The following is a 12,497-nucleotide window of genomic DNA, read 5'->3' on the forward strand; positions in this document are numbered from 1 at the left end:
TCTATCTAAGAAATAATTCGTATTTTGGGACGAAAAATTTTAAAAATCAGATAATCTGAAAAATATGCTTGTAGCAGTAGTTTTGGGGTTTATTTTCGCCTTACTTGTTCCTTTTTTCAGCAGGTTTACAAAAAGAGCTATTTCACTTGTATATCCGCTTATTCCTTTATTTTTATTCCTTTATTTTTTAGGATTTCTGGAAAAAATCAAATCAGAAGGTCAGATTCTCTTTCATTACAATTGGGTCCCAAGTTTAGGAATAGACCTTTCATTCAGGCTTGACGGTTTATCACTGCTCTTTGCTTTGATGATTACCGGAATCGGCACCTTGGTCTTTGCCTACACGGCAAATTACCTGAAAGGCCACCAATATTTAGATAGGTTTTATGGCTACCTGTCGATGTTTATGGCTTCCATGCTCGGAGTGGTTCTTTCTGATAATTTGATGAGCATGTTTATTTTTTGGGAATTGACGAGTATCAGCTCCTATTTCCTGATCGGATTCAACAATGACGACCCGGCTTCCAGAAAGTCGGCTTTGACAGCGCTTAGCATTACAGGTTTTGGTGGTTTGGTGATGCTTTCGGGTATTATCCTGCTACAAGTTGTAGGCGGAAGTTACTCTTTTACAGAATTGCTCAATTCCTCTGAAATAATAAAAAACAGCAATTCCTATGGTTGGATTATCGCTTTGATGTTTGTGGGTGCATTTACCAAATCAGCCCAGTTTCCTTTTCATTTTTGGCTTCCTGGGGCAATGAAAGCCCCGACTCCTGTAAGTACTTACCTCCACTCTGCGACGATGGTAAAAGCCGGTATTTATCTTTTGGCTAGGTTTACCCCTCTTTTGGGAGACACCATTTGGTGGAACAGCACCTTGGTGACTGTAGGTGCCATTACTATGGTATATGCCGCAATCCATTCAGTTTTCAGGGTGGATTTGAAAGGTATTCTAGCTTATTCCACTATTTCCGCTTTGGGGATTTTGGTCTTCTTGATAGGAATAGGAACCGAAAAATCGCTTTTGGCCGCAGGGATTTTTATCCTTGCCCATGCATTGTATAAAGCTGCACTTTTCCTTATCACCGGAATCATTGACCATGAAACAGGATCAAGGGATGTCAGTAAACTCGCGGGTTTACAAAAGGTAATGATGCCTGTGGCAATAGCCGGTTTTCTTGCAGCACTTTCAAGTGCCGGGCTGCCATTTTTACTCGGATTTATCAGCAAGGAAGTTATGTACGAGGCGACTTTGCAGTTAGGTAATTGGGCTTTGATCTTGACAGCATTGGCCGTATTAACCAAAATACTTCTCTTGGTCGCAGGATTTTGGGCGGGAATCAAGCCTTTTACAGGAAACCTTCCTTCTGAATTCAATAAAGCCCATATGCCTTCACCTTTACTTTGGGTACCTCCACTCCTATTGGGATTTTTGAGTTTGGGATTTGGGATGTTTCCTTTTTTTATTCAGGAATCCTTGATTCAACCGGTTTTCAGCAGTATTTCAGGGTCAGATACAACCATAGAACTTAAGCTTTGGCATGGATTCAATCTAGTCTTATTATTAAGTGTTTTAACTTTAGTATCTGGCGGGCTTCTTTATTTCTTTTTAAAACCTTCCAAAGCACTAATCGAAAAAACTTTCAAGTTTGAAGTCATTTCTCCTCAGAATATCATTGAAAACGGAAGTAATCTATTTGGATCCTTTGCCCGATTCTGGACGAGGTTTTTCCAAAATGGGTATTTAAGAAATTATGTCATTACCATTCTGGCGTTTTTGACTTTGTTGATGGCTTACCGCTTATTTGGGGAGGTCAATATTTACATTGATTGGGAACAAATATCAACAGTATCCTATTATGAAGCCATTGTAGTTTTGATGATGATCATTTCCATCATTTTTGCCATTTCCACCAATTCAAGGACTACGGCAATTGTCGCTCTTGGGGTGGTAGGTTTCGCAAACTGTCTGTTTTTTATTTTTTACTCAGCTCCGGATTTGGCCATGACGCAGTTTTCAATAGATACCTTGACAGTTTTGTTGTTTATGCTTGTACTTGTCAAACTTCCCAAAAACAAATCCTTTTCATCCAAAGGAATGAAATTTAGGGACGCATTCCTTTCTCTTACATTTGGGGTTTTGATAGCCATTTTGACATTGGAGGTATTTGAAGAACCTTCCTCTTCAGAAGTTTCCAAATACTTTGCTGACAATGCTTACCTACTTGCCAAAGGCAGAAATGTCGTCAATGTGATATTGGTCGATTACCGGGGTTTTGATACCATGATAGAGACTGTGGTTTTGGTGATTGCCGCAGCAGGTGTCTTTAGCTTAATGAAACTAGACCTTAATCCCTCTAAAAAAGACTTATGAAATCTTTAATATTCAAAACCGCCTCATCATATTTATTACCCCTTCTTCTTTTGTTTTCTATTTTCATTTTGTTGCGGGGTCATTATCTGCCGGGCGGGGGCTTTGTAGGTGGGTTGATGGCATCCATTGCATTTTTGATCCATTCATTTGCTTTTGGTCTCAAGGAAACACAAAGTATCATCAAGATCAATCCAGGATACCTAATGCCAATCGGTCTTGCATTTGCAGTTGGGGCAGCTATTGCTCCGTTTTTTGTTGATGCACCCTTACTCAAAGGTTTATGGTTTGAAGAACCTTTTAGGTTTATCGGTATGGTTGGATCAGCCTTGATTTTTGATATTGGGGTTTATTTAGTAGTGATCGGAGCCACTCTCACTATCATATTTTCAATCACTGACACTGTTTGATATGGAAATACTTCTCGTTGTTATTATCGGTTTTCTTCATGCGGGCGGTCTCTACATGTTGCTGCGAAGAAGCATGTTCAAAATGATCATAGGATTGATATTATTGGGAAACGGGGCCAATCTTTTGATTTTCCTGTTGGGTAGGCTTGTCAAAGGTAATCCCCCAGTAATTGAAGATGGCTTAAAAGTATTTACAGATATCTATGCGGACCCGGTTCCCCAAGCATTGGTTTTGACAGCGATAGTGATAGGATTCGGCCTTCAATCATTTGCGATTATTTTGATAAAAAGGGTGTACAATGTGCTCAATACAGACGATCTGGACGAGCTTAACTCTACGGATGAGGAGATATGAGTAATTCCATGATAGTATTGCCCATTATTTTCCAGTTTATAGCTGGGACGATTTTGTTGTTTTTCTGGAGAAAAATCAATTTACAGAAAGTTTTAAGCATTCTGTTTTCGGTTATTGGGCTGGGAATCAGCATTTGGCTTTTCCTCCAGGTCTGGGAAAAGGGTATCATGGTCACCCAATCTGGAGATTGGAAAGCGCCATTTGGAATCAGCATTGTCGCAGATACTTTTGGCGTGACCATGGTTTTGTTGTCCTCCATTTCGGGATTGGCTGTTTCCATTTTTTCCACAGGAAGTATGAGAAAAGAAAGGCTTGCTTTCGGTTTTTTCCCTATTTTCCACTTTTTGATTATGGGCCTTCAAGGGGCATTCTTAACAGGAGACATTTTTAATCTTTATGTTTGGTTTGAGGTTGTCATCATTTCTTCTTTCGTCCTGTTGACTCTTGGAGGAAAAAAACAGCAACTGGAAGGAGCTCTCAAATACGTTTCGCTTAATCTTTTAGCATCTTCTCTGTTTTTGATCGGAATTGGTTTTATATACGGCCTTACCGGCTCACTCAATATGGCCGATGTCGCAATCAAGCTTGATGGTCTTCAAAACCGTGGATTGGTAAGTGTGACTTCCGGTATTTTTCTGGTGGCTTTCGGAATCAAATCAGCCATCTTTCCGATGTATTTTTGGTTACCTGCATCCTATCATACTCCTCCACCTGCTGTTTCTGCGATTTTTGCAGGACTGCTGACCAAGTTGGGGATTTATGCCATGTTAAGGACATTTACATTGATGTTTGGCGGTGATGAATTTATGGGGGATATCATGGTCGTCTTGGCAGCACTTACCATCCTTTCGGGAGGATTGGGAGCTATTCTCCAACAAAATATGGGAAAGGTCTTTGGATACCTCATCATATGCCATATAGGTTTCCTTATCGCGGGATTGGGGATTTACACCGAATTGGCCATCATGGGTACCATTTTTTATCTCATTCATGATATCATAGTAAAGACCAATCTTTTTATGGTTTCAGGATTGATCTTAAAAATCAACGGTACCCAAGATATCAAAGAACTAGGCGGAATGTATAAAAACTTCCCCTTGTTGTCTTTGCTAATGGCAATCCCTTTGTTTTCCCTGGTTGGAATTCCTCCACTTTCCGGATTTTGGGCCAAAATATTTCTGATCCAGGCAGGATTGGAGACTAAAGACTTTTTCTTGATCGGGTTTATCGTCTTGGGAAGTTTTCTTACCTTATGGGTGATCGCGAGGTTGTGGGGAGAGGTTTTTTGGAAAAATAGTGTAGGGTTACCAAAAAAAGCAAATGGGCTTTATTTTGGTCAAATGCCTCTAATTGATCAATGGCTGATGGTATTTCCGATTTTCCTTTTGGCTGCAATTTCACTTTACATTGGATTTAGTGCTGAGAATATTATTTTACTTTCCCAAAAAATATCTTCCGAATTGATGGATCCGACAGGGTACATTGAGGCAGTATTGGGACTAAAAGCGATAACCCCATGACAAAATCACTGTTTTTGAGTAATTTGATTTTAGCCATCATTTGGGTAATGGCAACAGGAACCCTCACGGAGGAAAACTTTCTTTTTGGCTTTTTTATCAGCTTTACGATTTTGTGGGTAATCACTTTCAAAAAAGAGGAAAGAAAGTATTTTACTGTCATTCCAAAACTGCTAGCTTACATAGCGTTTATTTTTTGGGAAATAATCAAAGCCAATTTTCAGTCATTGAAGGAATCATTTTATCCCAAATCAAAACTTGAACCGGCTATTGTCAAAGTTCCCCTTGATGCAAAAACAGATGTTGAAATAAGTATCCTATCAAATATTATTTCTCTTACTCCGGGCACTTTAATCATGGATGTTTCGGATGATAAAAAGGTGGTTTACGTGCATGTGATGCATCTTTTGGACAAAGAAAATTTCATAAAAGAAATCAAGCTGAAGTTTGAAAAACCCTTATTGGAACTTATGCGATGAGCTTATACGACTACTTTAATTGGATCATTATACCAATATTGGGACTATCCGTAATTTTGGTTTTCATCAGGTTTTTGAAAGGTCCAAGCCTTCCTGACCGGGTGATCGCTTTGGACATGCTGATTTTGATTTCAGTGTGTATCATCGCTATTTACAGTATCCAAACCAACCAAAGTACATTTTTGGATGTGGCAATGCTTTTCGCCCTGATTGCATTTCTAAGTACTTCGGCTTATGCATTTTACCTTGAACAAAGACAAAGAAAATGAAAGATATCCTCATCATGATTTTGGCTTCATTTGGAGCGATATTTATACTTTCTTCATCCATTGGCTTGCTTAGAAAGCCCGATGTCTATTTGAGAATATCAGTTACAGCCAAAGCTTCTACTTTGGGCATAGGGTTGATGCTGACTTCAGCTGCACTTTATTTCAATGATTATTCGGTGACAACCCGGATAGTTGCCATTATTTTATTCGTATTTCTAACTATATCGATTGGTGGGCATTTACTTGCAAGGGCGGCTTATTTCACCAAAACTCCAATATGGAAAGGGACCAAAGTGGATGACCTAGCAGGACAATATGATGAAGTAACCCATGAATTGTACAGTGAAAAACACAATTCTTCCATCAAACCAGAAAAAGACACCTCAATATGAAAAAAATAGCCTATTCAATTTTGCTCTTTACTATCATAATCATGACCTACTCTTGCGATGAATCTCCTCAAGAAGAAAAAGTGGAACCTGTTTATTCTTTCCTTTTGGGAGCTTACACAGATTCTGAGGAACAGGGAATTGGGCTTCTCACTTTCAATCCTGATAAAAATATCCTACAAACCCAAATTCTGACTAAAGGTGTTTCCAATCCTTCATTTGTCATCAGCAACAGGGCCCAGACCATGGTATATGCTGTAGAAGAAACGTCAGGTGAAAACGGAGGAAAAGTGAAATCGTTTAAATTTGACAGACAAAACAATACACTTGAATTATTGGACACAAAGGATACCTATGGTGACCATCCCTGTTACTTAAGTTTGGATCCCAAGGAGGAGTTTTTGGTAGTAGGCAATTATTCGGGGGGTAATTTTTCTGCTTACAAAATTCAGGATGGAATTTTGAACCATGTCCAAACATACCAACACGAAGGACAAAGCATTAATCCTGCAAGACAGGAAAAAGCCCATGTACACAGTACCGTCTTTCATCCCAATGGCAAACAATTATTGGTGGGAGATTTAGGAACAGATAAAATTCACCTTTATGATTTCAATCCGACATATGCTGTACCATTCAATAATTCGGATCCCGGATCCGTCGAAGTAGCAGCAGGTGCAGGTCCGAGGCATTTGGCAATACACCCTAACGGAAGTATTGTCTACCTTATCCACGAAATGACAGCGGAACTTGGTGTTTATAATTATGAGGCCGGAAAAATGTCTAAAATACAGGCATTGCCTTTGACAGGAGAAGATTTTAAAGGTAATGTCGGTGCAGCAGAGGTCCGCATATCTCCGGATGCGAAGTTTGTATATGCTTCGAATAGAGGTGATGCCAATGAAATTACAGTATTTGAAATAGGAAAAAGCGGCACTTTGACTTTTGTAGAAAGGGTTAAAACAGGAGGCGAAAATCCCAGAAATTTTGTAATTACTAGTGACGGTAAATTTCTTATAGTAGGCAATCAAGGTTCAGGTACAATCGTTGCATTTGAAAGAAACCTAAAAACAGGAAAGCTGTCCAAGACCGGCGCAGAAACCAAATTCAATAAGCCTGTCTATTTTTTTAGATTGGATTAAAATCTGACAATTTGAAAGATTTCAAAATAATATTCACTAATTTTTTAAATGTAATTGCAATTATTTTAAAAAAACTTTTAAAATAATTTAACTCATTCGTTTTATATGTTAAAAGTATCCTTAAATTTGACGAAATATTAATTCAATACAATTTATCATGAACACAGGAAAAGTTAAGTTTTTTAATGAGTCCAAAGGATTCGGTTTTATCGTTGACAATGAGTCTTCTAAAGAGTATTTCGTTCACATCACTGGTTTGATCGACGAAATCAGAGAAGATGACGAAGTTACTTTCGACCTTAAAGAAGGTAGAAAAGGCCTAAATGCAGTGAATGTAAAGGTAGTTTAATCTATATACAACCCATTGACATCTAGTGAAATTAACCCCGAGCAATCGGGGTTTTTTTTATGCCAATTTTTTCTCAAGTCCCCATTTGCCAATGCCATACTTAATTTCCCCTTTCTCTATCCTCAAAGGAGAATCAATATTGTTGTGATAAAGTTGGCCTGTTCCCAACCCTTGAGGCAAAATAATGTTATAAATAGATGTAAACTGAGCGATCGCATTCAATCCTATATTACTTTCCAAAGCAGAGGTCATCCACCAACCTATATCCATAGATTCTGCCAATCCAATCCATTCTCTACTAGATCCAATTCCCCCTAACAATGTTGGCTTGAGAATAATATATTGAGGCCTGATGGTTTCCAAAAGTCTTCGTTTCTCTTCTAAATTATGAATACCAATCAATTCCTCATCCAAAGCAATTGGCAAGGGAGAAAGCCGGCAAAGACTTTCCATCTCAGGAAGTTGACCCTGTTTGATCGGCTGCTCAATACTATGCAAATCAAATTCATGAAGGGTTTTTAATTTCTCCAGAGCTTCCTTTGTAGTGAATGCACCATTTGCATCTACCCTCAATGTTACTTTTTCAGCCCCAAACCGCTTTCTGATATATCCCAACAAATCACACTCCTGATCAAAATCGATCGCTCCAATTTTCATTTTGATGCAGGAATATCCCTCGGCTAGCTTTTTGTCTATTTGATCTAGCATGAATTCACGATCTCCCATCCAAATCAAGCCATTGATCGGCATGGCTTTTTCTGAATGGAAAAAAGGAGTATCGAAGATCATTTTCTTGCCACCATGCAATAGGTCAAGGAGAGCCGTTTCAAATGCAAAATGAATACTTGGAAAATTTTCGGAAATATTGGTTTTCACCCATTCCAATACTTCAGATTCACTATCCATGACAGACATTCCTGACAGTTTTTTGACTGTACCTTCCAACACCTCCTCAAAATTTCGCACATCATCAATACTTAGTTTTGGCAATGGCGCTGCCTCACCCCATCCAATAACTTCAGGATTATGTTTTGAAACAGCTTTGAGTATATAGCTCACTTTCTCTTTCAAAACACCACGGGAAGTGCCTGCGTCAAACTTAAATTTCAATAAATAGGGCTGATATGAAAATTGAATATCCTTTAAAACTCCTTCCATTAGGTATATATTTGCGCTCTATTACTTAAAACACCCCAATGACAAAGATTAAAGAAATTGAGGATATTAAATTATCTGATTACGAATATACCCTTCCCGAGGAAAAAATAGCAAAATTCCCACTTGAAAACCGTTCTGATTCGAAGCTGATACAATACTGTTCTCAGGCGATTTCCCACCACCGATTTTTTGAAATTCCCAATTTCATTCCTGCCGGGAGCATGATGGTATTCAATAATACAAAAGTCATCCCTGCCAGACTTATCTTTCAAAGAGAGTCAGGTGCAAAAATCGAGATTTTTCTATTAAAACCTTTGTATCCAAGCACAATCATCAGTGAGATCATGACCAATACCTCTTCCGTTATTTGGGAAACCTTTATTGGCAACCTCAAAAAATGGAGAGAAAATGAAATATTGCAAGGGCAGATCATTATTCATGGGAAAACAGAAATTATCAATGCAAGAATTGTTGACAGGTCAGAAAAGCATGTGGAAATTACTTGGTCCGGAAACAAAGTCCCCTTCGTAACGATTGTCGAAGCTGCTGGAGAAGTTCCCATCCCACCCTATCTTAACAGAAAAGCTACCATAAAAGACAAAACCCGATATCAGACTGTTTATTCTAAAAAAGAAGGCGCAGTAGCTGCACCGACAGCGGGACTTCATTTTACCGAGGAAGTCTTGCAAGCCTTGGAAGAAAAAGGGGTAAAAAAAGAATTCTTAACCCTTCATGTCAGTGCAGGAACTTTTCAGCCCATTAAGGAAGAAAACGTAGCCTTTCATCCCATGCACAGCGAACAGATGGTTTTCACATTAGAAACCATAATTAACCTTGCCAGCCAAAAAGATAAAATCATTGCTGTAGGAACTACATCCATGAGATCTTTGGAAAGCTTATATTGGTTTGGTGTACGGTTGGGGCTCGAAAAAAGCAACTTGTTTGAAATACCAAAACTTTACCCCTATTCAGATTTTGAAAGTTTACCTGATAGAACCTCAAGTTTTGAAGCCATTTTAAACTATATGAAGCAAAATAACCTGAATGAAATCACCGGATCTACTGAAATAATGATCATGCCGGGTTATGATTTCAAAGTCTGCGACGCGCTTGTGACAAACTTTCACCAGCCCTCCTCCACTTTAATTCTTTTGGTTGCTGCCTTTACAAAAGGTAATTGGCGAAAAATCTACAATGAAGCTTTAGATAAAGATTACAGGTTTTTAAGCTATGGGGACAGCAGTCTTTTGTGGGGAAACTGAGAGGAGATACGGGATCAATCTCCTCCAGCAGAGCCCAATTTTTTGATTCCATTGATCAGGTCCTGGAAGTATGTCCTACCGACAGGGACAGAGTCATTGCCTATCATCACCTCCCGGGGATTGATGCTTTTGATTTCATCTAATCGGACGATGTAGCTTTTATGGATTCGGAAAAACTCTTGGATCGGAAGTACTGATTCAAATTCCTTAAGGATATTTCTTAGAGAAAAAACTTGCGTTCTGGTAACTAAAGTAGTGTAATTACCATCTCCTTTTAGCCACAGAATATCGGTCCATTTAACCTTTACTAAATTTCCCTTATTTCTAATGAAGATGCCGTCTTTTATTAAGAAGCCATCAACTTTTTCATTGGAATTGACATCTTCCACATTCCAATCCTTTTCAATTTTGATTTCTTTGAGTACTTCCTTCATTACCTAAGTCATTTGATCACCTTAGTCAAATAACATCTTGTTTATGGAATTGTTTTGAAGGAAAGCCAAATCAAAATGGATCGGATTCGTTGATCGTTTTCGTGTTTTTTCGGATAATCTGATCGAGCTCTTCTGCCAAAACTTTGAGATAGGAAAGGTATTTTTGATTTTCCTTGTCAAGTTGCTTTTTATCCAATAATTCCAGCAATCCCAAAATGGAGGATAAAGGAGACCTCAAAACCGTAGATTGGGTGAATAAAATTTCTTTAAGGACATTATTCTGATCAAGAAGTTTGGCAAAAACAGCTTCGTCATCATGGATATCCTTATTGCAATAAACAAAACCAATCACTTTTTTATGCATGTTTGTGACCGGAAAAAACTCATGCAGAAACAATCTTTCTTCATTATTGGCAATGCTGAACAAGGATTGTTTAAAGCTCAGATGGTTCCCTCCTATGATTGCTTCAAGATTTGTCAAAACTTTTTCTTCCATACCGGGAAGTAAAAAATGCAAGAATTTCTGTCCAATATCAAGGCTTTTACCTAAATAAGAGTTCACTTGATTTGAAGCCTTTACATTAAATTTTAAAATCCTTAAATCTTGGCTCATTAAAATATAAGCCTGTTCAGAATTATTTAGAATAGCTTCTAAAGTTGAGTCAAGCCGACCCACCTCATTGCCCAATAACTGCACATCAGAAACATCTTTGAAATAAATGTCCATCCAAGCCATTCTGGGATGGATTACTATTTGATACCACCTGCCATTTTCAGAAATAAAATCGTCAATAACAGTGATTGAATCTGATTCTTTGGCTTTTTTGAACTTCAATGCGTATTCATAAATCTTTGGATCCGGAAAAACCTGCCAAATTTTCCTGCCAATCAGCTGGTTGCTTGGGCTTCCAAAAAAGACATCCGCAAGAGAATTTGAAAACTGAATTTCCCAATCTGAGTTCAATTGAATATAAATGTCAGACTCTACATTGACATTAAAACCGATTTGCTTGGATAAATACTCAGATTCATTTTTGACTGTACCTACTCCAAGAATTCCCAAAAAATCCCCTTCAATATTTTTTAAAAAAGAAAACTCCCACGAAACCAAGCTGTTGAAACAAACTTGGGAGTAATGGATAATATTGTTGGGCCTACCAATCAGTTCAGAAATGAGTGGCTCAATCTCTACTTTTTGATTATCATTGAAAAATTCAAAAAAACAGGTTTTTTCGTCTGATGACAACTTGAAAAACGTATTAAAGGTGGAATTGGATTGGGCTACTTCACCTTCAAGATCCAAAACACAAACCAAGAGTTTGCTCTCCCGGAGGGATACAGGCAACAAATCTTTGATTTTTTTAGAATGTATCATCTTGATAATTAACCGGGGGGTGAGACCGTTTTCACTTGCGAGTGACTATTTTCCGAATTAGAGGCTGCAATATAATGAATTGTCCAAAGACAATTTCATGACGATCTATAAAATTGAATACCAATACGTTAGCAGAGAATATTAAAAAGTGATTAAATCTCAATAAACACCATTTTAATATATTGAAACCACAAAAATGCTGTGAGAAATTTTTTGAAAAAAATTCAAATTAAAATTTAAACCAAATAACACTTAAGTTTTTTAAACCTATAATTTTATATTTTTCTATGTGGTCTTCTCCACCAGAGATTTAAAATTTACCTCGTAAATCCCTTGCTTCCATAGTTCATTTCTTATTCTTTTTGAATTAACCTCCTATTCTTAAAAAATTTTGAAGTGAAAAGGACATCACAACTATTTTTTTTCTGATTGAATGTCAGAGTCTTATTTCTTCAGTCCCTGATTGAGGAAGGCTGTCGGATATATAATGACAATCCAGTTTTGTATATCTGATGAATATTCATTTATATTTGCATCTCTTAAATCAAAAAATAAAGCCTAGGTTTAAGAATAAGCAAATATAAAGTTTGGTAGGTAGTTTTTCCTGATATCCAAATGGTAATTGGGAAGTTAGCAGTTTACCGAAATTATACTGTAACAAACAGAGAGTTGGGTGAGTGGCTTAAACCAGCAGTTTGCTAAACTGTCGTACGGGTAATTCCGTACCGGGGGTTCGAATCCCCCACTCTCTGCAAGGAATCGAAGGATTCTTTAATTCGGGGTGTAGCGTAGCCCGGTATCGCGCCACATTTGGGATGTGGAGGTCGTAGGTTCGAATCCTGCCACCCCGACTTATTATTGATGCGCACGTGGCGAAATTGGTAGACGCACTGTCTTCAGGTGGCAGCGCCATTAGGTGTGGAAGTTCGAGTCTTCTCGTGCGCACAAAAACAAAAAAGAGGCTCTTAAGCCTCTTTTTTGTTTTTA

General features: G+C 38.0%; 13 protein-coding genes and 3 tRNA genes. 13 read left to right on the forward strand and 3 right to left on the reverse strand.

The window, feature by feature from the left end:
- The first annotated feature begins 64 nt into the window (after positions 1-64).
- The 9 genes from NU887_RS20775 (at position 65) to NU887_RS20815 (ending at position 7,281) form a co-directional block, all read left to right on the forward strand.
- On the forward strand, positions 65-2,374 hold the full coding sequence (locus NU887_RS20775; protein WP_258425316.1) for a putative monovalent cation/H+ antiporter subunit A: 2,310 nt from the start codon (positions 65-67) through the stop codon (positions 2,372-2,374).
- The gene (locus NU887_RS20780) at positions 2,371-2,781 is read left to right on the forward strand and encodes a Na+/H+ antiporter subunit B (protein WP_258425317.1); all 411 of its coding nucleotides are present in this window, start codon (positions 2,371-2,373) and stop codon (positions 2,779-2,781) included. The genes NU887_RS20775 and NU887_RS20780 overlap by 4 nt, the downstream gene beginning before the upstream one ends.
- 1 nt (position 2,782) lies before the next feature.
- Positions 2,783-3,136 carry a Na+/H+ antiporter subunit C gene (locus NU887_RS20785; RefSeq protein ID WP_258425318.1) on the forward strand — a complete coding sequence of 118 codons (354 nt, stop codon included), beginning with the start codon at positions 2,783-2,785 and terminating at the stop codon, positions 3,134-3,136.
- Positions 3,133-4,656: a proton-conducting transporter transmembrane domain-containing protein gene (locus NU887_RS20790; RefSeq protein WP_258425319.1), complete on the forward strand. Its 1,524-nt coding sequence runs from the start codon at positions 3,133-3,135 to the stop codon at positions 4,654-4,656. Before NU887_RS20785 ends, NU887_RS20790 begins: the two co-directional genes overlap by 4 nt.
- Positions 4,653-5,132, forward strand: a complete 480-nt coding sequence (locus NU887_RS20795; protein WP_258425320.1) for a Na+/H+ antiporter subunit E — start codon at positions 4,653-4,655, stop codon at positions 5,130-5,132. The genes NU887_RS20790 and NU887_RS20795 overlap by 4 nt, the downstream gene beginning before the upstream one ends.
- Before the next feature lie 38 nt (positions 5,133-5,170).
- Positions 5,171-5,401 (forward strand): cation:proton antiporter, encoded by a 231-nt coding sequence (locus NU887_RS20800; protein WP_338021199.1) that lies wholly within the window; start codon positions 5,171-5,173, stop codon positions 5,399-5,401.
- Positions 5,398-5,793, forward strand: a complete 396-nt coding sequence (gene mnhG / locus NU887_RS20805; protein ID WP_258425322.1) for a monovalent cation/H(+) antiporter subunit G — start codon at positions 5,398-5,400, stop codon at positions 5,791-5,793. Before NU887_RS20800 ends, mnhG begins: the two co-directional genes overlap by 4 nt.
- Positions 5,790-6,932: a lactonase family protein gene (locus NU887_RS20810; RefSeq protein WP_258425323.1), complete on the forward strand. Its 1,143-nt coding sequence runs from the start codon at positions 5,790-5,792 to the stop codon at positions 6,930-6,932. The genes mnhG and NU887_RS20810 overlap by 4 nt, the downstream gene beginning before the upstream one ends.
- Positions 6,933-7,089: 157 nt before the next feature.
- Complete coding sequence (locus NU887_RS20815) at positions 7,090-7,281, forward strand: cold-shock protein (RefSeq protein WP_009032438.1); 192 nt, start codon at positions 7,090-7,092, stop codon at positions 7,279-7,281.
- Positions 7,282-7,338: 57 nt separating this feature from the next.
- Here NU887_RS20815 and NU887_RS20820 read toward each other — a convergent pair whose 3' ends face one another.
- Positions 7,339-8,439 carry an o-succinylbenzoate synthase gene (locus NU887_RS20820; RefSeq protein ID WP_258425324.1) on the reverse strand — a complete coding sequence of 367 codons (1,101 nt, stop codon included), beginning with the start codon at positions 8,437-8,439 and terminating at the stop codon, positions 7,339-7,341.
- Between the two features lie 38 nt (positions 8,440-8,477).
- Between NU887_RS20820 and NU887_RS20825 the strand changes: the two genes are divergently transcribed.
- Positions 8,478-9,701 (forward strand): S-adenosylmethionine:tRNA ribosyltransferase-isomerase, encoded by a 1,224-nt coding sequence (locus NU887_RS20825; protein ID WP_258425325.1) that lies wholly within the window; start codon positions 8,478-8,480, stop codon positions 9,699-9,701.
- Between the two features lie 14 nt (positions 9,702-9,715).
- On the opposite strand, the gene NU887_RS20830 is transcribed toward NU887_RS20825, so the two are convergent.
- Positions 9,716-10,135, reverse strand: coding sequence for a LytR/AlgR family response regulator transcription factor (locus tag NU887_RS20830; protein ID WP_258425326.1), 420 nt, complete (start codon positions 10,133-10,135; stop codon positions 9,716-9,718).
- A gap of 70 nt (positions 10,136-10,205) precedes the next feature.
- The gene (locus tag NU887_RS20835; protein ID WP_258425327.1) at positions 10,206-11,510 is read right to left on the reverse strand and encodes a PAS domain-containing protein; all 1,305 of its coding nucleotides are present in this window, start codon (positions 11,508-11,510) and stop codon (positions 10,206-10,208) included.
- A 663-nt stretch (positions 11,511-12,173) separates the two neighbouring features.
- Between NU887_RS20835 and NU887_RS20840 the strand changes: the two genes are divergently transcribed.
- From NU887_RS20840 to NU887_RS20850, 3 genes are all read left to right on the forward strand, one after another.
- Positions 12,174-12,262, forward strand: a tRNA-Ser gene (locus NU887_RS20840).
- Positions 12,263-12,287: 25 nt separating this feature from the next.
- Positions 12,288-12,361, forward strand: a tRNA-Pro gene (locus NU887_RS20845).
- A 12-nt stretch (positions 12,362-12,373) separates the two neighbouring features.
- Positions 12,374-12,455, forward strand: a tRNA-Leu gene (locus tag NU887_RS20850).
- Positions 12,456-12,497 lie beyond the last annotated feature (42 nt).

The sequence above is a fragment of the Aquiflexum gelatinilyticum genome, from assembly GCF_024741135.1.
Taxonomy (GTDB): domain Bacteria; phylum Bacteroidota; class Bacteroidia; order Cytophagales; family Cyclobacteriaceae; genus Cognataquiflexum; species Cognataquiflexum gelatinilyticum.

What these genes read in the sequence shown, in the direction of transcription:
- NU887_RS20775 (WP_258425316.1), top strand. Translation starts at nt 65, where the DNA reads ATGCTTGTAGCAGTAGTTTTGGGGTTTATTTTCGCCTTACTTGTTCCT.
- NU887_RS20780 (WP_258425317.1), top strand. Translation starts at nt 2,371, where the DNA reads ATGAAATCTTTAATATTCAAAACCGCCTCATCATATTTATTACCCCTT.
- NU887_RS20785 (WP_258425318.1), top strand. Translation starts at nt 2,783, where the DNA reads ATGGAAATACTTCTCGTTGTTATTATCGGTTTTCTTCATGCGGGCGGT.
- NU887_RS20790 (WP_258425319.1), top strand. Translation starts at nt 3,133, where the DNA reads ATGAGTAATTCCATGATAGTATTGCCCATTATTTTCCAGTTTATAGCT.
- NU887_RS20795 (WP_258425320.1), top strand. Translation starts at nt 4,653, where the DNA reads ATGACAAAATCACTGTTTTTGAGTAATTTGATTTTAGCCATCATTTGG.
- mnhG (WP_258425322.1), top strand. Translation starts at nt 5,398, where the DNA reads ATGAAAGATATCCTCATCATGATTTTGGCTTCATTTGGAGCGATATTT.
- NU887_RS20810 (WP_258425323.1), top strand. Translation starts at nt 5,790, where the DNA reads ATGAAAAAAATAGCCTATTCAATTTTGCTCTTTACTATCATAATCATG.
- NU887_RS20815 (WP_009032438.1), top strand. Translation starts at nt 7,090, where the DNA reads ATGAACACAGGAAAAGTTAAGTTTTTTAATGAGTCCAAAGGATTCGGT.
- NU887_RS20820 (WP_258425324.1), bottom strand. Translation starts at nt 8,439, where the DNA reads ATGGAAGGAGTTTTAAAGGATATTCAATTTTCATATCAGCCCTATTTA.
- NU887_RS20825 (WP_258425325.1), top strand. Translation starts at nt 8,478, where the DNA reads ATGACAAAGATTAAAGAAATTGAGGATATTAAATTATCTGATTACGAA.
- NU887_RS20830 (WP_258425326.1), bottom strand. Translation starts at nt 10,135, where the DNA reads ATGAAGGAAGTACTCAAAGAAATCAAAATTGAAAAGGATTGGAATGTG.
- NU887_RS20835 (WP_258425327.1), bottom strand. Translation starts at nt 11,510, where the DNA reads ATGATACATTCTAAAAAAATCAAAGATTTGTTGCCTGTATCCCTCCGG.